Annotated in this window: 21 protein-coding genes; 6 read left to right on the forward strand and 15 right to left on the reverse strand. The window is 72.1% G+C overall.

What is annotated here, in order from left to right:
• Positions 1-22: 22 nt before the first annotated feature.
• Positions 23-466, reverse strand: a complete 444-nt coding sequence (locus ACIRVF_RS23565) for a Rieske (2Fe-2S) protein (protein ID WP_402821026.1) — start codon at positions 464-466, stop codon at positions 23-25.
• A gap of 132 nt (positions 467-598) precedes the next feature.
• The gene (gene uvrA, locus ACIRVF_RS23570; protein WP_402821029.1) at positions 599-3,511 is read right to left on the reverse strand and encodes an excinuclease ABC subunit UvrA; all 2,913 of its coding nucleotides are present in this window, start codon (positions 3,509-3,511) and stop codon (positions 599-601) included.
• A 268-nt stretch (positions 3,512-3,779) separates the two neighbouring features.
• Between uvrA and ACIRVF_RS23575 the strand changes: the two genes are divergently transcribed.
• The gene (locus ACIRVF_RS23575; RefSeq protein WP_402821032.1) at positions 3,780-4,523 is read left to right on the forward strand and encodes a maleylpyruvate isomerase family mycothiol-dependent enzyme; all 744 of its coding nucleotides are present in this window, start codon (positions 3,780-3,782) and stop codon (positions 4,521-4,523) included.
• A gap of 57 nt (positions 4,524-4,580) precedes the next feature.
• The gene (locus ACIRVF_RS23580) at positions 4,581-5,234 is read left to right on the forward strand and encodes an MBL fold metallo-hydrolase (protein WP_033353480.1); all 654 of its coding nucleotides are present in this window, start codon (positions 4,581-4,583) and stop codon (positions 5,232-5,234) included.
• Between the two features lie 96 nt (positions 5,235-5,330).
• Here ACIRVF_RS23580 and ACIRVF_RS23585 read toward each other — a convergent pair whose 3' ends face one another.
• From ACIRVF_RS23585 to zapE, 5 genes are all read right to left on the reverse strand, one after another.
• Positions 5,331-6,311 (reverse strand): TerC family protein, encoded by a 981-nt coding sequence (locus tag ACIRVF_RS23585; RefSeq protein WP_402821037.1) that lies wholly within the window; start codon positions 6,309-6,311, stop codon positions 5,331-5,333.
• Between the two features lie 201 nt (positions 6,312-6,512).
• Positions 6,513-7,091 carry a TerD family protein gene (locus tag ACIRVF_RS23590; RefSeq protein ID WP_402821040.1) on the reverse strand — a complete coding sequence of 193 codons (579 nt, stop codon included), beginning with the start codon at positions 7,089-7,091 and terminating at the stop codon, positions 6,513-6,515.
• Positions 7,092-7,365: 274 nt separating this feature from the next.
• Positions 7,366-9,456, reverse strand: coding sequence for an excinuclease ABC subunit UvrB (gene uvrB, locus ACIRVF_RS23595; RefSeq protein ID WP_402821043.1), 2,091 nt, complete (start codon positions 9,454-9,456; stop codon positions 7,366-7,368).
• 44 nt (positions 9,457-9,500) lie between these two features.
• Positions 9,501-9,662 carry a hypothetical protein gene (locus ACIRVF_RS23600; protein ID WP_402821046.1) on the reverse strand — a complete coding sequence of 54 codons (162 nt, stop codon included), beginning with the start codon at positions 9,660-9,662 and terminating at the stop codon, positions 9,501-9,503.
• A 175-nt stretch (positions 9,663-9,837) separates the two neighbouring features.
• Complete coding sequence (gene zapE, locus ACIRVF_RS23605; RefSeq protein WP_402821284.1) at positions 9,838-10,884, reverse strand: cell division protein ZapE; 1,047 nt, start codon at positions 10,882-10,884, stop codon at positions 9,838-9,840.
• Positions 10,885-10,997: 113 nt separating this feature from the next.
• Between zapE and ACIRVF_RS23610 the strand changes: the two genes are divergently transcribed.
• The 4 genes from ACIRVF_RS23610 (at position 10,998) to msrB (ending at position 14,250) form a co-directional block, all read left to right on the forward strand.
• Entirely contained in the window at positions 10,998-11,789 is a 792-nt protein-coding gene (locus ACIRVF_RS23610; protein ID WP_402821049.1) for a pyrimidine reductase family protein, read from the forward strand.
• A 51-nt stretch (positions 11,790-11,840) separates the two neighbouring features.
• Positions 11,841-12,302 (forward strand): indole-3-glycerol phosphate synthase, encoded by a 462-nt coding sequence (locus ACIRVF_RS23615; protein ID WP_402821052.1) that lies wholly within the window; start codon positions 11,841-11,843, stop codon positions 12,300-12,302.
• Between the two features lie 132 nt (positions 12,303-12,434).
• A complete protein-coding gene (gene murC, locus ACIRVF_RS23620; RefSeq protein ID WP_402821287.1) occupies positions 12,435-13,823 on the forward strand; it encodes a UDP-N-acetylmuramate--L-alanine ligase in 1,389 nt (462 codons plus the stop codon).
• Positions 13,824-13,845: 22 nt separating this feature from the next.
• Entirely contained in the window at positions 13,846-14,250 is a 405-nt protein-coding gene (gene msrB / locus ACIRVF_RS23625; RefSeq protein WP_402821055.1) for a peptide-methionine (R)-S-oxide reductase MsrB, read from the forward strand.
• Positions 14,251-14,320: 70 nt separating this feature from the next.
• On the opposite strand, the gene ACIRVF_RS23630 is transcribed toward msrB, so the two are convergent.
• The 8 genes from ACIRVF_RS23630 to ACIRVF_RS23665 all read right to left on the reverse strand — a co-directional run bounded on the left by ACIRVF_RS23630 (position 14,321) and on the right by ACIRVF_RS23665 (position 21,976).
• On the reverse strand, positions 14,321-15,514 hold the full coding sequence (locus ACIRVF_RS23630; protein ID WP_402821058.1) for a cytochrome P450: 1,194 nt from the start codon (positions 15,512-15,514) through the stop codon (positions 14,321-14,323).
• On the reverse strand, positions 15,511-16,071 hold the full coding sequence (locus ACIRVF_RS23635) for a GTP-binding protein (RefSeq protein WP_402821290.1): 561 nt from the start codon (positions 16,069-16,071) through the stop codon (positions 15,511-15,513). Before ACIRVF_RS23635 ends, ACIRVF_RS23630 begins: the two co-directional genes overlap by 4 nt.
• A gap of 88 nt (positions 16,072-16,159) precedes the next feature.
• Positions 16,160-16,522 (reverse strand): DUF742 domain-containing protein, encoded by a 363-nt coding sequence (locus ACIRVF_RS23640; RefSeq protein ID WP_030288251.1) that lies wholly within the window; start codon positions 16,520-16,522, stop codon positions 16,160-16,162.
• Positions 16,519-16,980 carry a roadblock/LC7 domain-containing protein gene (locus tag ACIRVF_RS23645; protein ID WP_402821061.1) on the reverse strand — a complete coding sequence of 154 codons (462 nt, stop codon included), beginning with the start codon at positions 16,978-16,980 and terminating at the stop codon, positions 16,519-16,521. Before ACIRVF_RS23645 ends, ACIRVF_RS23640 begins: the two co-directional genes overlap by 4 nt.
• Entirely contained in the window at positions 16,977-18,830 is a 1,854-nt protein-coding gene (locus tag ACIRVF_RS23650; RefSeq protein ID WP_402821064.1) for an ATP-binding protein, read from the reverse strand. Before ACIRVF_RS23650 ends, ACIRVF_RS23645 begins: the two co-directional genes overlap by 4 nt.
• Positions 18,831-18,998: 168 nt before the next feature.
• The gene (locus tag ACIRVF_RS23655) at positions 18,999-20,009 is read right to left on the reverse strand and encodes an MBL fold metallo-hydrolase (protein ID WP_402821067.1); all 1,011 of its coding nucleotides are present in this window, start codon (positions 20,007-20,009) and stop codon (positions 18,999-19,001) included.
• Between the two features lie 121 nt (positions 20,010-20,130).
• Positions 20,131-20,934 (reverse strand): hypothetical protein, encoded by an 804-nt coding sequence (locus tag ACIRVF_RS23660; protein WP_402821070.1) that lies wholly within the window; start codon positions 20,932-20,934, stop codon positions 20,131-20,133.
• A gap of 115 nt (positions 20,935-21,049) precedes the next feature.
• On the reverse strand, positions 21,050-21,976 hold the full coding sequence (locus ACIRVF_RS23665) for a GNAT family N-acetyltransferase (protein WP_402821072.1): 927 nt from the start codon (positions 21,974-21,976) through the stop codon (positions 21,050-21,052).
• Positions 21,977-22,008 lie beyond the last annotated feature (32 nt).

Consider the following 22,008-nt stretch of genomic DNA (forward strand, 5'->3'; position numbering starts at 1 on the left):
GAGGGGGAGGCGCTCAACTGCTTCAGCTCGGGGTCACCTTGAGGTTCCCGCCCTCGACCGTGACGGTGTAGGCGGGCAGCGGGCTGGGGGCCGGGCCGTCCTGCACCGCGCCGTCGGCGATGCCGAACCGGCTGCCGTGGCAGGGGCACTGGATCTGCTCCTTCTGCACCTGGTCCACGATGCAGCCGGCGTGGGTGCACTTGGCGCTGAAGGCCTTGTACTGGCCGGCGGTCGGCTGGGTCACCACGATCTTCTGCTCGCGGAAGACCTTGCCGCCGCCCTCCGGGATCGCCGAGGCCGGGCCGAGGTCCACCGGGCCCTGGGGCGCGCTGCTCTTCTCCGAGGAGCCGGTGGAGGAACTGCAGCCGGTGACCGCGACGGTGCCTCCCGCCGCCAGGACGGCCGCGGCCCCGCAGAGCAGGGTGCGCCGGGAGGTGGCGGGGCTGGTCTCGGGTGCCTCGGACATCGGTGCGCTCCTACGGGTTGATGCTGCTGCGAGGGACCACGGAAGTCTATGCCGCACGCGCCCGCCGCTCCCGGACGTCTCCGACGGTCGGAGCGGCCCGGGAGCGGCGGGGGCGGGCGGCGGGGCGGGCGACTACTTCTTGGCGGCGGTGGCCCGCTTGCGCGGGGCCTTCTTGGCCGGTGCCGCGACCGGGGCGTCCGCGAAATCACCCGGCAGGATGTCCCGCAGGAACTTGCCGGTGTGGCTCTCCGGGACGGCCGCGATCTGCTCCGGGGTGCCCTCGGCGACGACCGTGCCGCCGCCGGAGCCGCCCTCGGGGCCCATGTCGACGACCCAGTCGGCAGTCTTGATCACGTCGAGGTTGTGCTCGATCACGATCACCGTGTTGCCCTTGTCGACCAGCCCGCTGAGCACCTTGATCAGCTTGCTGATGTCCTCGAAGTGCAGACCGGTGGTCGGCTCGTCCAGCACGTAGACCGTCCGCCCGGTGGAGCGCTTCTGCAGCTCGGAGGCCAGCTTGACGCGCTGCGCCTCGCCGCCGGAGAGCGTCGGCGCGGACTGGCCGAGCCGGACGTAGCCGAGGCCGACGTCGTTGAGCGTCCGCAGGTGGCGGGCGATCGCGGGGACGGCCTCGAAGAAGGCGAGCGCCTCCTCGATCGGCATGTCCAGCACCTCGGCGATGGACTTGCCCTTGTAGTGGACCTCCAGCGTCTCCCGGTTGTACCGGGCGCCGTGGCAGACCTCGCACGGCACGTAGACGTCCGGCAGGAAGTTCATCTCGATCTTGATGGTGCCGTCACCGGTGCAGTTCTCGCAGCGGCCGCCCTTGACGTTGAAGGAGAACCGGCCAGGGAGGTACCCGCGGACCTTGGCCTCCTGGGTCTCCGCGAAGAGCCGGCGGACGTGGTCGAACACCCCGGTGTAGGTGGCCGGGTTGGACCGCGGGGTGCGGCCGATCGGCGACTGGTCGACGTGCACCACCTTGTCCACCAGGTCGGTGCCGGTGATCCGGGTGTGCCGGCCGGGCACGCTGCGGGCGCCGTTCAGCTCCCGGGCGAGGTGGGTGTAGAGGATGTCGTTGACCAGGGTCGACTTGCCGGAGCCGGAGACCCCGGTGATCGCCGTCAGGGTGCCCAGCGGGAAGCCGACCGTGACGTCCTTGAGGTTGTGCTCGCGGGCGCCGTGCACCGTCAGCTGGCGCTTCCTGTCCCGGTCACGGCGGCCGGCCGGGATCGGGATGGACCGCTTGCCGGAGAGGTACTGGCCGGTCAGCGACTCCTTGTTGGCGAGCAGCTGCTTCAGCGAGCCGGAGTGCACCACCTTGCCGCCGTGCTCGCCGGCGCCCGGGCCGATGTCGACCACCCAGTCCGCGGTCTTGATGGTGTCCTCGTCGTGCTCGACCACGATCAGGGTGTTGCCGATGTCGCGCAGCCGCACCAGCGTCTCGATCAGCCGGTGGTTGTCCCGCTGGTGCAGGCCGATGGACGGCTCGTCCAGCACGTACAGCACGCCGACCAGGCCGGAGCCGATCTGGGTGGCCAGCCGGATGCGCTGGGCCTCGCCGCCTGACAGGGTGCCGGCCGCGCGGTCCAGGGAGAGGTAGTCCAGGCCGACGTCGACCAGGAAGCGCAGCCGCTCGTTGACCTCCTTGAGGACCCGCTCGGCGATCTGCTTGTCCCGGTCGTTGAGCTTCATCGCGCCCAGGAACTCGGCGCAGTCGCTGATCGACATCGAGGAGACGTCGGCGATCGACCTGTCCTCGACGGTGACCGCCAGCACCACCGGCTTGAGCCGGGTGCCCTGGCAGGTCGGGCAGGGCACCTCGCGCATGTAGCCCTCGAAGCGCTCGCGGCTGCTGTCGCTCTCCGCCTCGGTGTGCCGGCGCTGGATGAACGGCACCGCGCCCTCGAAGCCGGTGCTGTACGAGCGCTCGCGGCCGAAGCGGTTGCGGTAGCGGACCTGCACCTGGTGCTTGTGCCCGTACATCAGCGCCTTCTTGGCGCGGGCGGGCAGCCCGGCCCAGGGGATGTCGGTGCGGAAGCCGAGCTCCTCGGCGAGCGCGTCGATCAGGCGCTGGAAGTAGTCCTTGGCGTGCCCGGCCGACCACGGGTGGATCGCGCCCTCGTCCAGCGAGCGCTCCGGGTCCGGCACGACCAGCTCCGGGTCGACCTCCATCCGGTTGCCCAGGCCCGAGCAGTCCGGGCAGGCGCCGAACGGCGAGTTGAAGGAGAACGAGCGCGGCTCCAGCTCCTCGAACGACACGTCGTCGTACGGGCAGTAGAGGTGCTCGGAGTACATCCGCTCGCGCTCCGGGTCGTCCTCGGGGAGGTCGACGAAGTCGAGCACCACCATGCCGCCGGACAGCCGCAGGGCCGTCTCCACCGAGTCGGTGAGCCGCCGCTTGGCGCTCTCCTTGACGGTCAGGCGGTCGACGACCACCTCGACGGTGTGCTTCTCCTGCTTCTTCAGCTTCGGCGGCTCGGCGAGCTGGATCGTCTCGCCGTCGACCCGGGCGCGGGAGTAGCCCTTGGACTGGAGGTCGGCGAAGAGGTCGACGAACTCGCCCTTGCGCTCGCGCACCACCGGGCTGAGCACCTGGAAGCGGGTGCCCTCGGCGAGCTCCAGCACCTTGTCGACGATCGCCTGCGGCGACTGCTTGGCGATCGGGCGTCCGCAGTGCGGGCAGTGCGGCTTGCCGATCCGGGCGAACAGCAGGCGCAGGTAGTCGTAGACCTCGGTGATCGTGCCGACGGTCGAACGGGGGTTGCGGTTGGTGGACTTCTGGTCGATCGAGACGGCCGGGGAGAGGCCCTCGATGAAGTCCACGTCGGGCTTGTCCATCTGCCCGAGGAACTGACGGGCGTAGGAGGACAGCGACTCCACGTAGCGGCGCTGGCCCTCGGCGAAGATCGTGTCGAAGGCGAGCGAGGACTTGCCGGAGCCGGAGAGGCCCGTGAAGACGATGAGGGAGTCGCGGGGCAGGTCGAGCGAGACGTTCTTGAGGTTGTGCTCGCGAGCACCGCGGACGATGAGGCGGTCGGCCACTGCTTCTGGCGCCTTTCTCCGGGGCGAGAGGGCTTGCGGTGTGAGGTGTTCTTCTTCCAGGATGCGGCAGCCAGCCTACTAGCTCAGACGTTCGAATCTCGACTTGTCCAGCCGGGACCACCCGAACGAGTGAGGCCCGTCCCGAGGACCGTCCGTACCCGGACCGAAAAAGCCCCTGCTCAGGACGCGGATTCGGCGATAGCGTCGCCTGGTCAACGAGCGGAGCCCGCTCCGGGCAACGCACCGTCTCGCACCGAAGGCAGATTCGATGACCGACCCGCAGTCCGCAGCCTCCGCAGCCGCCGTCGCCGCCGAGCGGCTGAGCCTGGTCGAGGGCAGCACCCGGCGCCTGCTGGACACCGTCGCCGAGCTGAAGCCCGACGCCGTCGCCGAGCCCTCCGCGCTCCCCGGCTGGACCCGCGGCCACGTGCTCGCCCACCTCGCCCGCAACGCCGACTCCCTGGTCAACCTGCTGACCGGCGCCCGCACCGGCACCGACATCCCGCAGTACGCCAGCGAGGAGGCCCGCGAGCAGGGCATCCAGGACGGCGCCGGCCGCCCGCTGGAGGAGCAGCTCGCCGACCTGCGCGAGTCGCACGAGCGCTTCCTCGCGGCCGTCGCGCTGATGACCGACGAGGACTGGGCCGCCGAGGTGCGCCACCGCTCCGGCGCCGTCTTCCCGGCCTGCGACCTGGTCTGGAAGCGCCTCGGCGAGCTGGAGTACCACCTGGTCGACCTGGACGGCGGCTACTCCCCCGCCGAGTGGCCGGAGGAGTTCGCCGTCGCCGAGTTCCACAAGCTCGCCCTCAAGCTCCACGGCACCGACCTGCCCGCCGTCGACCTGGTCGCCGAGGACACCGGGGACCGCGGCCTGATCGGCTCGGGTCCCGTCTCCCTGACCGTCCAGGGCCCCGTCCGCGCCCTGCTCGCCTGGCTCTCCGGCCGCTCCGACGGCGCGGACCTCAAGCGCATCCCCGACACCGCGCTCCCCCAGCTTCCCCCGCTGGGCTGACGGAGTCAGGATGATCCTGAACCCTGTTGCAACCGGACCCGGACGAGGAGCGGACGGATGACGTACCACGGAGCGGTCAAGGTCGGCGGACCGCCGGACGTGCGGGAGCTGGCCCACCTGATCATCACCAAGGTGGCCGTCGGCCCGTACGACAACAACGCCTACCTGCTGCGCTGCCGGGCCACCGACGAACAGTTGCTGATCGACGCGGCCGCCGACGCCCCGGTGCTGCTGGAGACCGTCGGGGACGACCTCGAAACGGTGGTCACCACCCACCGGCACCACGACCACTGGGGTGCCCTCGCCGAGGTGGTCGCCACCACCGGCGCCCGCACCGCCGCCGGGCAGCACGACGCCGAGGGCATCGACGTGCCCACCGAGCTGCTGCTCGCGGACGGCGACAAGCTGCGGGTCGGCGAGGTCGAGCTCACCGTCCGGCACCTGGTCGGCCACACCCCGGGCGCGATCGTGCTGGTCTACGACGACCCCCAGGGCCACCCCCACGTCTTCACCGGCGACTGCCTCTTCCCCGGCGGCGTCGGCAACACCTGGGGCGACCCGGAGGCCTTCAGGACCCTCTTCCGGGACGTCAACGAGAAGATCTTCGACGTCCTCCCCGACGAGGCCTGGGTCTACCCCGGCCACGGCAACGACACCACCCTCGGCGCCGAGCGCCCCCACCTCGACGAGTGGCGCGAGCGCGGCTGGTGACCCTCGCTCCCGGACGCGCCGGGTCCCGCGACGCAGACCGTCGCGGGGCCCCGGCGGTTCTCGGGTGCTCCGGGTGCCTCAGGTGCCTCGGGCGCCTCAGGCGTCGAGCTTCTGCGGCTCGGGCTCGGCCTGCTCGGCCTTCTTGGAGGCCATCAGGCTGGTCACCGTCGTCACGGCCAGCACCACCACGATGAAGCCCAGGGAGAACGGGATGCCGATCTCCGGGACGTGGGCGCCGGCTTCATGCGCCGCGTGCAGCACCAGCTTCACGCCGATGAAGCCGAGGATCACGGACAGGCCGTAGCTCAGGTGGACCAGCTTCTTCAGCAGGCCGCCGATCAGGAAGTACAGCTGGCGCAGGCCCATCAGGGCGAAGGCGTTCGCCGTGAAGACGATGTACGGGTCCTGGGTGAGGCCGAAGATGGCCGGGATCGAGTCCAGGGCGAACAGCACGTCCGTCGTGCCGATCGCCAGCATGACGATCAGCATCGGGGTGATCAGCCGGCGGCCGTTCTCCACGATGGAGAGCTTGGTGCCGTGGTAGCGGTCGGTCGACGGGAAGCGCCGGGTGATCGACTTGAGCAGGCGGTTCTCCTCGAACTCCTCGTCCTCCTCCCCCGCCCGGGCCTCCTTGATCAGCTTCCAGGCCGTCCAGATCAGGAACGCGCCGAAGAGGAAGAACACCCAGGAGAACTGCGCCACCAGCGCCGCGCCGCCGGCGATGAACGCCGCCCGCAGCACCAGGGCGATGATCACGCCGAACATCAGCACGCGCTGCTGGTAGATCCTGGGCACCGCGAACTTGCCCATGATCAGGATGAAGACGAAGAGGTTGTCGACGCTGAGCGACTTCTCGGTGATGTAGCCGGCGAAGAACTCGCCCGCCGGCTGCCCGCCGGAGTGCCACCAGAGGAAACCGCCGAAGAGCACCGCCAGCGCGACCCAGACGGCCGTCCAGATCCCGGCCTCCTTGATCGAGACCTCGTGCGGCTTGCGCCCGCCGATGAAGAAGTCCGCCACGATCAGTGCGATCAGCACACCGATCGTGGTGGCCCACATGGTTACGGAAACGTCCATTTACTGCTCCTCCGGCAGCTGGGCGAGAAAGGTCGTCACTGCCGGAGGTCTCTTCCGCCCACGGGCTCGCCCGGGGACCAGCGCCCCGGGGCGCCGCGACGGGCGCCCGTGATGACGGGGTCGGCTGTTGGGGAATACTCCCCTCCGCTGCCATCGAGAGTAACAGGGAAGGCAAGGAAGGGTAAAGAAGGTAAAGGACCGTCAGAGGAACGGCTCGATCGCCGGCAGCAGGTCCTGGAACGTCCGCCCCTTCGCCGGGGCACCGATCGCCTGCATCTCCCAGCCTCCGTTGCCGTCCCGGACCACCTTCGCCATGATCTGCCCGGTGTGCGGCCCGCCGCCCGCCAGCTCGTACCGGGCCAGCTCCACGCCGGTGGTCTCGTCCAGCAGCCGACAGTGCGCCTGGCGCACCTCGGCGAAGGTCTGCCCGGTGTACGAGCTGACCGTGAACACCACCTGGGTGATGTGCGGCGGCACGTGCAGCAGGTCGACCAGGATCGCCTCGTCGTCCTCCGCGCCCGAACCGCCCTCCAGGTTGTCCCCGGTGTGCCGCACCGAGCCGTCGGTGGACTCCAGGTGCTGGAAGAACACCACGTCCGACGGAGTCTTCTCGGCGTACAGCAGTGCCGAGGCGTCCAGGTCGATCTTCCTGGTCCGGCTGCCGAACAGACCCCGCTTGGGGGCGGCCTGCCAGCCGAGCCCCATCCGGACCACGGTCAGGGTGTCGCCCGCCCCCTTCTGGAGGCTGACCCGCTGCCCCTTGGCAAGGTTCACCGACACGACGTTGTCCTCTCTGCCGGCCACGCGGTCGTTGCCGCACGGCTCCCCGGTGGAACACCCCGTCGCCGTCCCCCGGCTGAGGCCCCCTCTGCTGACGGCCCGCTTCCCCGTCCCGAGGGCGCGATGCCGCAGGCCAGCCTAGGGCCTGCGGCACCCGCGACTCCTCCGGGTTACCCGCTTTGTGGCAAGGATGAGACACCGCAGGCCTTGACCGGTGCCGAACCGGCCAAGCCCGACGCCCAAGCCCGACGCCCGAGGCCGCCGTACAGGCCTGCTAGGCCACCCCCGCCTCGCGCATCTGCCGCAGCTCCTTCTTCAGCTCCTTCACCTCGTCGCGCAGCCGGGCCGCGACCTCGAACTGGAGGTCGGCGGCCGCCGTGTGCATCCGGTCGGTCATCTCCTGGATCAGCTCCGCCAGCTCGGCCGCCGGCAGCGACTTGGCCGGCTTGCGCTCCGCGCCCAGCACCGGCACCGGGGCCTTGCCCTTCCCCTGGCCCCGGTAGCCGGTGGAGAGCAGCTCGTCGGTGTCCACGTCCTCGCGGGCGAGGGTGTCCAGGATGTCGCCGATCTTCTTCCGCAGCGGCTGCGGGTCGATCCCGTGCTCCTTGTTGTAGGCCTGCTGCACGGCCCGGCGGCGGTTGGTCTCGTCGATCGCCTTCTCCATCGACGGGGTGATCCGGTCCGCGTACATGTGCACCTGACCGGAGACGTTGCGGGCGGCACGGCCGATCGTCTGGATGAGCGAGGTGCCGGAGCGCAGGAAGCCCTCCTTGTCCGCGTCCAGGATCGCCACCAGCGACACCTCCGGCAGGTCAAGGCCCTCGCGCAGCAGGTTGATGCCGACCAGCACGTCGAACCGGCCCGCGCGCAGCTCGCGCAGCAGCTCGACGCGGCGCAGGGTGTCCACGTCGCTGTGCAGGTACCGGACCCGGATGTCCAGGCCGAGCATGTAGTCGGTGAGGTCCTCCGCCATCTTCTTGGTCAGCGTGGTGACCAGGACGCGCTCGTCCCGCTCGACCCGCTTGCGGACCTCGTGCACCAGGTCGTCGATCTGGCCCTCGGTCGGCTTGACGATCACCTCGGGGTCGATCAGACCGGTCGGGCGGATGATCTGCTCGACCTGGCCGTCGCCGCGCGACAGCTCGTACGGGCCCGGCGTCGCCGACAGGTACACCGTCTGACCGATCCGGCCGAGGAACTCCTCCCACTTCAGCGGGCGGTTGTCCATCGCGGACGGCAGCCGGAAGCCGTGCTCGACCAGGGTGCGCTTGCGCGAGGCGTCGCCCTCGTACATCGCACCGATCTGCGGGACGGTGACGTGCGACTCGTCGATGACCAGGAGGAAGTCCTCCGGGAAGTAGTCCAGCAGGGTGTTCGGCGGGGAGCCGGGCTCGCGGCCGTCGAAGTGCATCGAGTAGTTCTCGACGCCCGAGCAGGTGCCGATCTGGCGCAGCATCTCGATGTCGTAGGTGGTGCGCATGCGCAGCCGCTGGGCCTCCAGCAGCTTGCCCTGCTTCTCCAGCTTGCCGAGCGTCTGCTCCAGCTCCTGCTCGATGCCGGTGATCGCCCGCTCCATGCGCTCGGGGCCGGCCACGTAGTGCGAGGCGGGGAAGACGTAGATCTGCTCGTCCTGGCTGATGATCTCGCCGGTGAGTGGGTGGAGGGTGTAGAGCGACTCGATCTCGTCGCCGAACATCTCGATCCGGACGGCGAGCTCCTCGTAGACCGGGAAGATCTCGATGGTGTCGCCGCGGACCCGGAAGGTGCCGCGGGTGAAGGCCACGTCGTTGCGCGCGTACTGGATGTCGACGAAGCGGCGCAGCAGGACGTCGCGGTCGATCTCCTGGCCGACCTTGAGCGGGACCATCCGGTCCACGTACTCCTGGGGGGTACCGAGGCCGTAGATGCAGGAGACCGAGGCGACCACGACCACGTCGCGGCGGGTGAGCAGCGAGTTGGTCGCCGAGTGGCGCAGCCGCTCGACCTCCTCGTTGATCGAGGAGTCCTTCTCGATGTAGGTGTCCGTCTGCGGGACGTACGCCTCGGGCTGGTAGTAGTCGTAGTACGAGACGAAGTACTCGACCGCGTTGTTCGGCAGCAGCTCCCGGAACTCGTTCGCCAGCTGGGCGGCCAGCGTCTTGTTCGGTGCCATCACCAGGGTGGGGCGCTGCAGCTTCTCGATCATCCAGGCCGTCGTGGCCGACTTGCCGGTACCGGTGGCACCGAGCAGCACGACGTCCTTCTCCCCCGCCCTGATCCGCCGTTCCAACTCGGCGATCGCCGCGGGCTGGTCACCGTTCGGCTGGTAGGGACTGACGACCTCGAAGGGCGCCACGGACCGCTCAATACTCGTGATGGGACGCACGCCTCCACCGTACGACCCCCGACTGACAACCGGGGCCGCTCCGGTCAGGCCGCGTGCGCCTCGAACCTCATGCCGGGCTCGCGGGCGGGGTCGATGCGCACGGCCGCGTCGAAGGCGGCGGCGAGCAGCTCGATCAGCGGCAGGGTCGGGTCGACCCCGCTCTCCTCGATGCTTTCGACGGTCTCCTCGTCGAGCCCCGTGTACACCCGCCACTCCGCGCTCGCGCCTCGGCCGGCGCCATCCGCCGCCCTGCCGCCCGGTACTCCTCGCTCTCGCGGTGCTCCGGCGGCACGACCCAACGGGTGTGGTAGCCGTCTCCGGTCATCCGACCTCCTCGTTCGGCCGTTGGTCCAACGGCCGAACGGGGAGGTCGGTCACGGATCAGCCCTTCGCGCTGTCGCGGGCGAGGGCGACCAGGCGCGATATCGCGCGCAGGTACTTCTTGCGGTAGCCGCCGCGCAGCATGTCCTCGGGGAAGACCTGGTCGAAGGGCAGGCCGGAGGCGGTGATGGGCAGCTCGCGGTCGTACATCCGGTCGGCGAGGACGACCAGGCGCAGCGCGGTGGACTGGTCGTCGACCTGGCGCACGCCGCGCAGGCAGACGGCGGTGACGTCGTCCAGCAGCGCGCCGTAGCGGCTGGGGTGGACGGCGGAGAGGTGGCCGAGGAGGGCGTCGAAGTCGTCCAGGGAGGCGCCGGGGGTGCGGGCGGCGACGGCCTCGACGGCGTCGTCGGCGTACGGCGGCGGGGCGTCGGGCAGGCCGCGGTGGCGGTAGTCCTGGCCGTCGATCCGCATCGGGCGGAAGTGCGCGGACAGGCCCTGGATCTCGCGCAGGAAGTCGGCGGCGGCGAAGCGGCCCTCGCCGAGCTTCTCCGGCAGGGTGTTCGAGGTGGCGCACAGCTTGACGCCGTTCTCGACCAGTCGGCCGAGCAGGGTGGAGACCAGCACGGTGTCGCCCGGGTCGTCGAGCTCGAACTCGTCGATGCAGAGCAGGGTGTGTCCGGAGAGGGTCCGGACGGCCTGCTGGAAGCCGAGCGCGCCGACCAGGTTGGTCAGCTCGACGAAGGTGCCGAAGGCCTTGGGGCCGGGGGCGGCGTGCCAGAGCGAGGCGAGCAGGTGGGTCTTGCCGACGCCGTAGCCGCCGTCGAGGTAGACCCCGGCCGGGCCGGTGGGCGCGGGGGCGGAGCGGCGGAACCAGCTGCGCTTGGGCGCAGAACCGTTTCCTCCCCCGAGGGTGCCGGCGAACTGCTCCAGGACCTGGACCGCCTCGTACTGGCTGGGCTGGGTCGGGTCCGGGAGGTACGTCCCGAAGCTCACGTCGGCGAACCGGGGCGGCGGGACCATCTCGGCGACCAGCCGCTCGGCGGGCACGACGGGGCGGCGGTCGGTGAGCGCGATCGGGTCGCCGGCCGGGCTCGCGGCGGCTATCGGATCGGTCGCGGTGGCGGGGCGGGAGGCTGCGGGCACGGTAGTAGAGGGTACGCCTGCCGGTGACCGCCCTCGAAACGCCTCCGAACGGCCCTCGGTGGAACACTGAGGACATGCAACAGTTGATCAGCCCGTTGGGCGCTCCGGTCGCCGATCCGTCCGATCTGGAATCGCTCGCCGCCGTCTACGCGTACCCCGACCAGGTGAATCGGGGGCGCCCGTGGCTGCGCGCCAACATGGTGTCGGGGCTGGACGGCGGGGCGCGGCTCGACGGCCTGTCGGAGGGCCTGTCCGGCGACGCGGACAAGCGGATCTTCGGTGTGCTGCGCGCCCTGTCGGACGTGGTGCTGGTCGGCGCCGAGACGGTCCGGGCGGAGGGCTACCGGCCGGCCCGGGCCCGGCGGGAGTTCGCGGCCGCACGGGCGGCGGCGGGGCAGTCCCCGGCCCCGGCGATCGCGATCGTGAGCCGGTCGCTGGACTTCGACCTGAGCGCGCCGCTGTTCACGGAGCCGCTGGTCAGGACGGTGGTGATCACCGTCGAGGACGCCGCCGAGGAGCGTCGCCGGGAGGTCGCCGAGGTGGCCGACGTGGTGCTCGCCGGACGCGGCTCGGTCGACCTGCGGGCCGGCGTGGCGGCCCTGGTGGAGCGGGGCTGGACGCGCCTGCTGACCGAGGGCGGACCGCGGCTGCTGGGGCAGCTGGCGGCGGCGGACCTGCTGGACGAGCTGTGCCTGTCACTGGCCCCGCTGGTCACGGGAGGCGACGCGCCGCGCATCCTTTACCGTGCGGAAATGCCTGACGTGCAGCGGATGCGGCTGGTCTCATTGATCGAGCAGAAAGGATTCCTCTTCACCCGCTACCTGCGTCACCTGGGTTCGGATGACCCCGTGACCCCCCGATCGTGATCCCGTTATGCGATGCCGGGGCCCGGGGGCCGGCCACTGGAAGGGACTCACGTGTTCAAGACGGTACTGATGATCGAAAAGGCTCTCTCGGACGCGGACGTGGAGCTCGTCACGACGCTCCACAGCGACGAGAAGGTGTCCTTCGTCGTCCTGATGCAGCCGCGCGGCAAGCAGGACGAACTGCTGCGGGCGCTCGACGACGTCGCCCTCGGCCACCTCGACAAGGTGGTGCACGAGCACGACGAGTCCGAGAGCGGACCGACCGTCGCCAGCGAGTCGTTGGAGCACAGCCTGCGCCACCTGCGCGCGGCCGGGGCCGAGGCGATCGGCGAACTGGTCGAGGAGAAGCCGCTGGACCGGCTGCGCGCGGCGGTCCAGGAACACCGGGCCGACGAGGTGGTGGTGCTCACCTCACCGCACTTCGTGGAGGAGTTCTTCCACCGCGACTGGGCCTCCCAGGCCCGGCACAAGGTGGGGGTGCCGGTGCTGAGGCTCTTCGCCAGCGACTCCTGACCTCTCGCGCCCGTGGTGCAGAATCGTCCTTGCGGTCCGCCGCGAGGACGATTCGCGCATCGCGAGGACCCACCTGTGCCCACCCAGCCCCCGCCCGTACGGAGCCACGCCTTGAACGACGCCGCGCACGACCTGCACGCCCCGCACTTCATCGGCATCGGCGGCGCCGGGATGTCCGGCCTGGCGAAGATCCTCGCAGTGCGCGGTGCCAGCGTCTCCGGCAGCGACTCCAAGGAGTCCGAGACCGTCCTCGCGCTGCGCGCCCTCGGCGCGACCGTGCACGTCGGTCACGCCGCCGAGCACGTGCCGGACGGCGCCAGCAGCATCGTGGTCTCCAGCGCGATCCGCGCCGACAACCCGGAGCTGGTCTCGGCCCGCGAGCGCGGCATCCCGGTGGTGCACCGCTCCGACGCGCTGGCCGCGCTGATGGGCGGCCGCCGGGCGCTGGCGGTGGCCGGCACCCACGGCAAGACCACCACCACCAGCATGCTCGCCGTCGCCCTCGGCGAGCTGGGCCTCGACCCGTCCTACGCGATCGGCGGCGACCTCGACGCCCCCGGCTCCAACGCCCAGCACGGCACCGGCGAGATCTTCGTCGCCGAGGCCGACGAGAGCGACCGCAGCTTCCACAAGTACGCGCCCGAGGTGGCGATCGTGCTCAACGTGGAGCTCGACCACCACGCCAACTACGCCTCGATCGACGAGATCTACGAGTCCTTCGAGACCTTCGTCGGCCGGATCACCCCCGGCGGCACCCTGGTCGTCTCCGCCGACCACGACGGCGCCCGCGAGCTCACCTCCCGGGTGGCCGGCCGCGAGGGCCTCGACGTGGTGACCGTCGGCGCCGCCGAGGACGCCGACCTGCGCGTCCTCTCGGTCGTCCCCCGCGGCATGACCAGCGAGGTCACCGTGCTGCTGGACGGCGCCGAGCTGACCTTCACCGTCTCGGTGCCCGGCCGGCACTACGCCCACAACGCCGTGGCCGCGCTGGCCGCCGGCATCGCGCTGGGCGTCCCGGCCGCCGACCTGGCCAAGGCGCTCGGCGCCTACACCGGAGTGCGCCGCCGCCTGCAGCTCAAGGGCGAGGCGGCCGGCGTCCAGGTGATCGACTCCTACGCCCACCACCCCACCGAGATGACCGCCGACCTGGAGGCCATCCGCGAGGGCCTGGAGGGCGAGGGCCGCGTCCTGGTGGTCTTCCAGCCGCACCTGTTCAGCCGCACCCAGCAGCTCGCCGAGGAGATGGGCCGGGCGCTGGCGCTGGCCGACGCCTCCGTGGTGCTGGACATCTACCCGGCCCGCGAGGACCCGATCCCGGGCGTGACCAGCGAGCTGATCATCGACGCCGCCCGCCGGGCCGGCGCCGACGTCACCGCCGAGCACGACTTCGCCGCCGCGCCCGCCCTGCTGGCCGGCCTGGCCCGCCCGGGCGACCTGCTGCTCACCATGGGCGCCGGTGACGTCACCAACCTCGGGCCCGAAATTCTCAAGCACCTCGCGAACGTTGCCTCCAACGTCTGACGTACGCCGAGCGGGAGTCGTGATGAGCTACGAGATCGAGAAGACCGAGGCCGAGTGGCGCGCCCAGCTCAGCCCCGAGGAGTACCACGTGCTCCGCGAGGCGGGCACCGAGCGCCCCTTCGTCGGCGAGTACACCGACACCAAGACGGTCGGCGTCTACAGCTGCCGCGCGTGCGGGGCGGAGCTGTTCAGTTCCGAGACCAAGTTCGACAGCCACTGCGGCTGGCCGTCCTACTACGCGCCGCTGGCCGAGGACCGGGTCGAGTACATCGAGGACACCTCGCTCGGCATGCGCCGGGTCGAGGTGCGCTGCGCCCGCTGCGGCGGGCACCTGGGGCACGTCTTCGAGGGCGAGGGCTACGGCACCCCGACCGACCAGCGCTACTGCATCAACAGCATCTCGCTGACGCTGAAGCCGGCCGAGTAGCAGGAACCGCGGAGAGCCCGGACGACGATCGCTGGAAACGCCTCGTCGCCCGGGCCCTCTGGCTGTCCGGCTACTGGGCCAGCGGCGCGAAGCGGACCGGGAGGTGGACCAGGGCCCGGTGGAACGGGCCGGGGCGCCAGAGCAAATCCCCTGCCGGAGTGGACAGTTCGAGGTCGCTGAGGCGGCTGGTGAGCTGTTCGATGGCGGTGATGGCGATCAGCAGGGCCGGGTCCCGGGCGGGGCAGGCGTGCGGGCCGGCCGCCCAGGCCAGGTGGGCGCTCTCGCCGCTGCGCAGTTCGCCGCCGTCGGTGGGCGGCGCGGCCTGGGAGTTGGCGGCCGCGTACGAGACCAGCACCAGGGAGCCGGCCCTGATCTCGCGGCCGTGGAAGGTGATGTCGTAGCGCGGGTAGTGGGCCGAGAGGTTGGCCATCGGCGGCTCGTGCCACAGCACCTCGTCGATCGCCTGGTGGGCGGTCATCGCGCCGCCGAACAGCGAGCCGGCGTAGCGGGCGTCGGTGAGCAGGCGCAGCAGGGCGTTGCCGATCAGGTTGGTGGTCGGCTCGTGCCCGGCGATCAGGGTCAGGGTGATCTGCCGGATCACCTCGTCGTCGTCCAGCCCGACCGGGTGGGTGACGAACCAGGAGGCGAGGTCGTGCCGGGGGCGCTCGCGGCGCTCGGCGACCATCGCGGTGACCACCGCGACGAGCTCGCCGTACGCGGCGCCGGCCCGGGCGGTGGACTCGATCAGGCCGGTGATCGCTGCCACCACGTCGGCGTGCTGCTCCTCGGGCACGCCGAACCAGGTGGTGAGCACGAAGGCGGGCAGCTGGCGGGCGTACTCGGCGATCAGGTCGGCGTGGCCGACGGTGGCGAAGCGGTCGATCAGCTGGTGGGCGACCTCGGCGACCTGGCGCTGCAGCCGGTGCGGTTCGAACAGGGCGAGGCCGTCGGTGATCACCGCCCGGTAGCCGGCGTGGGTCGCGCCGTCGCTGAACAGGGCGGTGGGGCGGTAGCCGAGCACCGGCAGCAGCGGGGAGTCCGGCGGGACGGTCGCCTGCCAGGCGCGGGAGTCCTTGGAGAAGGTGTCGGTGTCGCGCAGCAGGTCCAGGGCGGCCTGGTAGTCGGTGACCAGCAGGGCCTCGACGCCGGGGGCGATCTCCACCGGGGCGACCGCGCCGTGGCGGCGCAGCCGCTCGTACACCAGTTGCGGGTCGGCGGCGAAGACCGGGCCGTAGATCGGGGTCGGTCGGGTCTCGACGGTCACGGGCGCTCCCGGAGGTCGGTGGAGGCGGCGGGCAGGGTGTCGAGGACGTGCTCGGTCAGGGCGATCAGCGCGTCGAGGCTGCTCCCGCGCTCACGCGCGTCGCACAGCAGCAGCGGGGTCGCGGCGTGCAGGTCCAGGTGGGCGCGCAGCACCTCGGTCGGGTGGTCCGGGGAGTCCGGGAAGCGGTTGACGGCGACGGCGTACGGCAGGCCCTGCTCCTCGACCATGTCCATGATCTCGAAGGAGTCGGCCAGCCGGCGGGTGTCGGCGAGCACCAGGGCGCCCAGGGCGCCGCGGGCGATGTCCTGCCAGAGCGGGAAGAAGCGGCGCTGGCCGGGGGTGCCGAACATGTAGAGCACCGTGTTGCCGGGCAGGGTGAGCCGGCCGAAGTCGACCGCGACGGTGGTGGTGGACTTCTCGGGCAGTCCGGCCAGGTCGTCCACCGGCCGTCCGGTCTCGGTCATCGCCTCCTCGGTGTGCAGGGTGGCGATCTCGGAGAGGGTGCGGATGAGGGTGGTCTTGCCGACCCCGAACGGGCCGGCGACCAGCAGTTTCATCAGCGTCTGGTCCCGGTCGGGCAGGTAGCCGACCCGGCTGGGCCGGTCATTCGGCAGGTCGTTCGGCCGGTCAGGCCGGTCATCCGGGCTACCGGAGGGCACGGAGTCCAACGAGGAGCCTCTCGACGATGGAGCGGTCGGTCTGCTGGGCGCGCGGGATCGGCGCGCGGGCGTGCAGGCAGCCCGCCTCGACCAGGTCGGCCGCGAGGAAGACGGTGGCGCTGACCGGCAGGCGCAGGTGTGCGGCGGCCTCCACCACGGTCAGTGCGCCGGGGCGCAGCAGTTCCCAGAGCCGACGGTGTTCGGGTTCGAGTTCGGTCGGCGGTTCGGCGCGGTCGGCCCGGTCCGCGAACAGGACGGTCAGCCGCTCGAAGCCTTCGGTGCCGGGGCGGCTGCGGCCGCCGGTGGCGAGGTAGGCGGGCACCATCCGCCTGCGGGGGACGGCGGTCATGACCCGGGGGTGGCGCCCGGCAAGCCGACGCCCGGCGTTCCGGCGGCCTGCTGCCGGGAGGGGCTGGCGAGCGCGCGGCCCAGCGCGGCGACCTGGAGCTGCATCTGGTAGGCCACGTTGCCGAGTTGGGCGTCCGGCGCGGTGAACACGGCGAGCGAGGTGTTCTCCCCGGCGGGGACGACGATCGCGTAGCCGAGGTCGGACTCCACCACCGTCTGGGCCAGCCGCGGCCGCTCGGTGTCGGTGAACGCGGTCGTGAAGGCGCGGGCCGCGGCGTGCACGGTGGCCGTCATCGCGGCGACCCGCTCGGCGGAGGCCCGGCCGAGGCCGTCGGAGGCGCCCTCGACGAGGCCGTCACCGGTGGCGACCACCGCGTGCAGCACCCCCGGCAGCTCCAGCAGCGGGTTCAGCACCCAGGAGATCTCGTCGGTGGCGGTCGGGCTGGGCGAGCTGCTCACTGCTCGGCTCCTTCTAAGGTCGGTCCGGTGGTGTGGTCACCGGTTTCGCGGCCGGCGGTGGTGCCGCCGGTGCTGGCGCTCTCGTCGGTGCCGGTGGCCTGCGCGTCGGTGGCCTGCGCGTCGGTGGCCTGCGCCGCGGCGGCCCGGCCGGAGTCGGTGCCCCGTTGCAGCGCCTGCCAGTGGGCGGCGGCCTGCTCGGGGCTGCGGACGTACGGCGCTGGCTGCTCCCCCGGGGCGTTCCCCGGTCCAGCCTCCGCGCCCACGCCCGTGCCCACGCCCGCGCCGGCCCCCGGCTCCTCGGCCGTGAGCGGACGGCGGCGGCGCCGGCTGGGCAGTCCGCTGCCGTCCCCGCCCTGGACGGCGCCCGCGTCCGGGTCGGGCACCACGTGGATGGCCGCCGCCGGGTGGGGGCCGGGCTGGTGGTGGCGGTCGGCGAGCAGCGGCCCGTCCTGCTCGTCGGCGTCGCGCATCGGCGGGACGGCCGCGACGGCGGGCGCCTGCGCCGGGCCGGTGCCGGCCCGCAGCGGCAGCGGGGTGAGCACCGACAGCTGCTGCTCGTCGTCCACCACCGTCACCAGCGCGGCCGGGATGCGCAGGATGGTCCGCATGCCGCCGTACGGCGAGGGCTCGATGTGGCAGGCGAAGCCGTACTGGCGGGCCAGCTTGCCGACCACCGCGAAGCCGGTCTTGGGCGGGTTGCCGAGCTCGGTGAGCAGCACGTCCGGCGGGCCGGCCAGCAGGCGGCGGGCCCGGCGCAGCTGGTCCTCGTCCATGCCGATGCCGCTGTCGTCGATGATCACCAGCGCGCCGCGGCCGCCCTGCTGGACGGTGACCGGGACGTCCGTCTCCGGGTGGGAGTACGCGGTGGCGTTGGCGAGCAGTTCGGCGATGGTGATGGCGATCGGCTCGGCGGCCCGGGCGACCACGGCCAACCGCTGCTCGCGCAGGTGGTTGGCGACCTTGATCCGGGCGTAGCCGGGCACTCGGGAGAGCGCCCCGACGACCACCTCGGCGAGCGGGGAGTCGGTCCGGGCCAGACCGGGCCAGGCCTCGCAGAGCACGGCGACGGTCTGGATCCGGCGCAGCGCGACCTCGTTGCGGAAGTCGACCTCCAGCAGCCGGGGGTCGTCGTTGTCGTGCTGGAGCTGCTGGACCAGGCTCTGGATCTGGTACAGCAGGGTCTGGATCCGGGAGGTGGCGCCGCGCATGGCGGCCCGGGCGGCGGCGTCGACCCGCTCGCGCTCGTCGGCGAGGGCGGCGGTGGTGGCGTCCAGGACCGACTGCAGCGCCCGGACGCCCTCGGAGCCGACGGCCTGCGCGTCCAGCGGGCCGACCAGCGGGGCGTTGGCGTGGGTCAGCCGCACGGCGGTGGCGGCGACCCGCTCCTGGGCGAGGTGGCCGATCTCGGCGAGCAGCGCGGTGGCGTGCCGCTCGGCAGCGGCGAGCCGGGCCTCGGCCTGCTCGGCGCGAGTGGTCGCCGCCTCGGCCAGGCCGGTCGCTTCGGTCGCCCGGGCGTTCGCCTCGGCCGCGCGGGCCTCCGCCTCGGCGGCCCGGGTGGTCGCCGCCTCGCCCTGCTGCTCGGCGTCACCGGCGGCCCGGCGGGCCTCCCGGGTGCGCTCCTCGGCCCGTCGGGTCTGCTCGGCGGACTGCCGGGCGGATTCCCGGGCCTCGGTCGACTCCTGTTCGGCCAGGGCGAGTCGGGCTTCCACGGCGCGGGCCTGCTGCTCGCCGCGACCGAGGGCGGCCTCGGCGGCCGTCGCCCGGGCGATGGCCCTGGCCCGGCCGAGGGCGAGCACGACCGTGGCCGCGGCGGCGACCAGCGCCAGGGCGATCAGCGCGATCTGCGTCATCGGAGTCCTCGGGTGTCCTCGCTGGTCGGGCCGGGCCGTCGCCCGGTGTTCGGTTCCTGTCGGTGGTCCGGGCGGGCGCCGGGGTCGGCCCCCGCCGCGCGGTGGCAGCCGGCAGGGGTGTCGGCTCCGCCCGGAGCATGGGGGTCGGTTCCGCCCGGAGCCCGGGCGTCAGCTCCGCCCGGAACGCGGGTGCGGGACGCGGTCGGCGTCCTCGGCCAGTTCGCGGGCCACCAGGGCGACCTGGCCCATGGCGTCCAGGACGCCGGGCAGCTCGGAGCCGTCCAGGTGCCGGTACTCGGCCGCGACGGTGAGCACCAGCCGCTCGGGCAGGCCGAGTTCGGGGTGGCGCTGCTCGGCGATCACGCGCCGGGCGGCGTCCAGCGCGGGTATCCCGGCGGCGTGCAGGGCGTGGGCGCGCTCGCGGACGTACGCCAGGTAGCCGATGTGTTCCCGGACGCCGTCGCGGTCGAGCACCGGGCCGTGGCCGGGGACGAAGATCTCCGCGCCGGTGGCCAGCGCCTGCTCGCAGGCGCCGATGACGTTCTCCAGCGGGCCGGCCCAGTGCGACGGGTGGTCGCCGGGCTGCTCGGGGGTGGAGGAGAAGATCACGTCACCGGTGAACACCGCGCGCTGGTGCGGGAGGTGGACCATGAGATCCCCGCCCGTGTGGGCGGCGGGCAGGCTGGTGATCTGCACCGGGTAGCGGCCGACCTTCAGCTCCAGCTCGCCGGTGAAGACGGTGTCGGGATGCACGGGTTCGGCGGTGGACCAGTCGAAGCGGCCGAAGTGCTCGCGGAGGTAGCCGCCGAGCGGGGAGTCCGGGTCGCTGTTGGTGAGCAGCGCGTGCTGCTGCTGCGGGGTGGGCTCCCAGTGGATGTGCTCCAGCGCCTCGCGGGTGGCGATCACCTCGGCGTCGGGGAGCACCCCGGCGCCCCAGAGGTGGTCGCCGTTGGCGTGGGTGACGACCACCCGGTCGATGTCGACCCCGGTGGGCAGCAGGCGCCGGCTGGCGGCCAGGAACTCCCCGGCCATCGAGGGGTCGTACGGGGTGTCGATCCAGAGCGCGGTGGTCTCGGAGGCCAGCAGGCCGCAGTTGGCCAGGCCCCAACCCCGCTTCGGCGGGAGCCACACGTACAGGTCCTCGGCAATCGCGCTCACGTTCGCACGGTTGATCGTCATGCGCGCGATTATGCCCATGTTGTGTCAGGGATGGGGCAAAACCGCTGCGGACAGCCGGAATTCGTGCCCCGGTCTCTCCCGCCCTGTCCCGATTCGTACTCCGTGGTCGAGACCAATTGTCTCAGATCTCGGGACGGCCGGTGGACACCTCACCCCGGAACCCGGACGGGACGTCGGACCGCGGCGCGGGCAGGACCCGGCAGACCTCGACCGTGACGTCCACGGTGTCCAGCCCGATCACCCGACCCTCCACCGCGACGAATCCTTTCTCCCCCGAGCGGAACAGCGCCGCCAGCGAAGAACCCCGGTTCGCCGAGGTCAGTGCCTCCACCGCCATCGCCGAGCCGAAGGCGAACACCCCGCAGAGCACCACGCAGGGCGCGTGGCGGGGCGTACGGGTGACGAAGATGAAGCCGTGGTCGCGGATCAGCTCCCCGGCCGGACCGTACAACGCCTCGAAGGTCATCCCGCCCCAGCGGGCGCGGGCCTCGTCCGGGAACTCGATGGCGAAGTCCGGGAACACCGCCTCCAGCACCCCGCCGGAGTAGGAGTTGACGCTCGGCCCGCCGATCGAGAAGGTCGGCATCCGCGGATCCTGCGCCCCCGCCACCACCAGCTCGATCGTCGCCTTCCGGTTGACCTTCCGCAGCAGGTCGGTCAGCTCCGCTATCGCCCTGGCCTCGGCCATCGGCACGAACAGCACGTTCTTCGGCCCCCGGCTGGTCAACTGGCAACCGTCCGCGGTGAAGGCGAACTCCGCCACCTCCAGGCTCGGGATGACGATCTGCACCCGGCCGTACGGCGCCAGCAGCGCCCGCAGGAAGCCGTAGCGCAGGAACAGTCTGGTGCGGGCGAGGGAACGGGCCGCTAGAAAACCGATCACGGCCGGAACGGATGCGATCAGCACCTGGAGCAGGATCTCCATATGATCCCCCGGAGGAAGACTCGACCACGAACTGTGCGCCCTGGTTAAGTCCCCGCCCGTGGCCGAAAATACCCCCGTCCGGCGATTCGCAGCGTAGCGATCTCCGCACCGAAGGTCACCCGAGGCGCTTGATCCCCTTGCGCTCCCCCGCGCAGCGCTCGTAACCGAGCCAGGAGTTGACCGCCAGCATCGGCGCGTTGGTGGTGTCGTTGCTGGTGTACGCCCGCCGGTAGCCGGCCGCCGCGGCGAGCCGCAGCGACTCCAGCTTGGCCAGCCGGGCCAGGCCGCGGCCGCGGAACTCCCGGCGGCAGGCGGTGAACGCGGACCAGTAGCGGTCCACCCCGTCGGTCTGCACCAGGGCGAAGGCGGCCGGCTCGCCGTCCACCACGGCCACCACCGTCAGTCCCAGGTCCAGGTCCGGCCGGGCCCAGTCGGCCTTGAGCCACTCCTCGTACTCCAGGGCGTCCGTCTCGAAATCGCCGGGCTCGTCCCGGATCGCGTCCGCCTCCACCAGGAACAGCGGGCGCGGATCGTCCGCCCAGTCGGTGGCCGGGCGCAGCTCGACGCCGGCCGGCCGCACGGGCGCCTGCGGCAGCGGCAGCGTGAGGTCCCGGCCGCCGAACTGCGCACTGCGGCCGATCTCGTAACCCCGCGCGGCGCCGAAGGCCAGGGAGGCGGGCTCGTCGTCCAGCCAGGTGTGCAGTTCCGTCACCCCGTGGCCGATCAGGTGCCGCTCGGCCGCGGCCAGCAGGGCGGTGGCCGCGCCCCGCCGCCGGAACCCGGGCAGCACGCTGCCGTTGGCGTAGCCGACGCCGGCGGTCGACGTCCCGAGCACCACCGCGCAGCGCACCCCGCCGACCACCCGGCCGTCCAACTCGGCGACGAAGGTGCGGAAGTGCTGGGCGGAATCCTGCTGGGCGTTCAGCCAGAGCAGGGCCTCGGCGGTCATCACCAGGTGCTCGCGCCCGGCCCGGTGGGCGGCCGCCACCGCCTCGGCGTCCTCGGGGCGGAAGTCACGGATCGTCAGTGCAGTCGTCGTCATCGATTCCCACGCTATCCACCGCCGTCGGCCGG

Source organism: Kitasatospora sp. NPDC101157, from assembly GCF_044768255.1.
Lineage (GTDB): Bacteria > Actinomycetota > Actinomycetes > Streptomycetales > Streptomycetaceae > Kitasatospora.